At 56.9% G+C, this 1,317-nt stretch carries 1 rRNA gene; it reads right to left on the minus strand.

Annotation, left to right across the window (positions count from 1 at the left end):
* Positions 1-1,317 (minus strand): 23S ribosomal RNA (locus tag AB0C26_RS46420); the annotation flags it as partial.

Consider the following 1,317-nt stretch of genomic DNA (forward strand, 5'->3'; position numbering starts at 1 on the left):
CGCCATTCGTGCAGGTCGGAACTTACCCGACAAGGAATTTCGCTACCTTAGGATGGTTATAGTTACCACCGCCGTTTACTGGCGCTTAAGTTCTCAGCTTCGCCCCACCGAAATGGAGCTAACCGGTCCCCTTAACGTTCCAGCACCGGGCAGGCGTCAGTCCGTATACATCGCCTTACGGCTTCGCACGGACCTGTGTTTTTAGTAAACAGTCGCTTCTCGCTGGTCTCTGCGGCCACCCCCAGCTCAGGAAGTAAATTCCATCACCGGAAATGGCCCCCCTTCTCCCGAAGTTACGGGGGCATTTTGCCGAGTTCCTTAACCATAGTTCACCCGAACGCCTCGGTATTCTCTACCTGACCACCTGAGTCGGTTTAGGGTACGGGCCGCCATGAAACTCGCTAGAGGCTTTTCTCGACAGCATAGGATCATCCACTTCACCACAATCGGCTCGGCATCAGGTCTCAGGCTTCATGCTGTCCGGATTTGCCTGGACAGCGCCCTACACCCTTACCCCGGGACAACCACCGCCCGGGCTGGACTACCTTCCTGCGTCACCCCATCGCTTACCTACTACAAGTCTGGTTCGTCGGCTCCACCACTCCCCTTTCCCCGAAGGGTCCAGGACGGCTTCACGGACTTAGCATCGCCTGATTCGATATTGGGCGTTTCAAAGCGGGTACCGGAATATCAACCGGTTGTCCATCGACTACGCCTGTCGGCCTCGCCTTAGGTCCCGACTTACCCTGGGCAGATCAGCTTGACCCAGGAACCCTTAGTCAATCGGCGCACACGTTTCTCACGTGTGTATCGCTACTCATGCCTGCATTCTCACTCGTGAACCGTCCACAACTCGCTTCCGCGGCTGCTTCACCCGGCACACGACGCTCCCCTACCCATCCCAGCGGGCGTTGGCCCTCATGCTGGAATGACACGACTTCGGCGGTACGCTTGAGCCCCGCTACATTGTCGGCGCGGAATCACTTGACCAGTGAGCTATTACGCACTCTTTCAAGGGTGGCTGCTTCTAAGCCAACCTCCTGGTTGTCTCTGCGACTCCACATCCTTTCCCACTTAGCGTACGCTTAGGGGCCTTAGTCGATGCTCTGGGCTGTTTCCCTCTCGACCATGGAGCTTATCCCCCACAGTCTCACTGCCGCGCTCTCACTTACCGGCATTCGGAGTTTGGCTAAGGTCAGTAACCCGGTAGGGCCCATCGCCTATCCAGTGCTCTACCTCCGGCAAGAAACACACGACGCTGCACCTAAATGCATTTCGGGGAGAACCAGCTATCACGGAGTTTGATTGGCCTTTCAC

Source organism: Actinoplanes sp. NPDC048796 (assembly GCF_040650035.1).
In the GTDB taxonomy this organism is placed as follows: Bacteria; Actinomycetota; Actinomycetes; order Mycobacteriales; family Micromonosporaceae; genus Actinoplanes.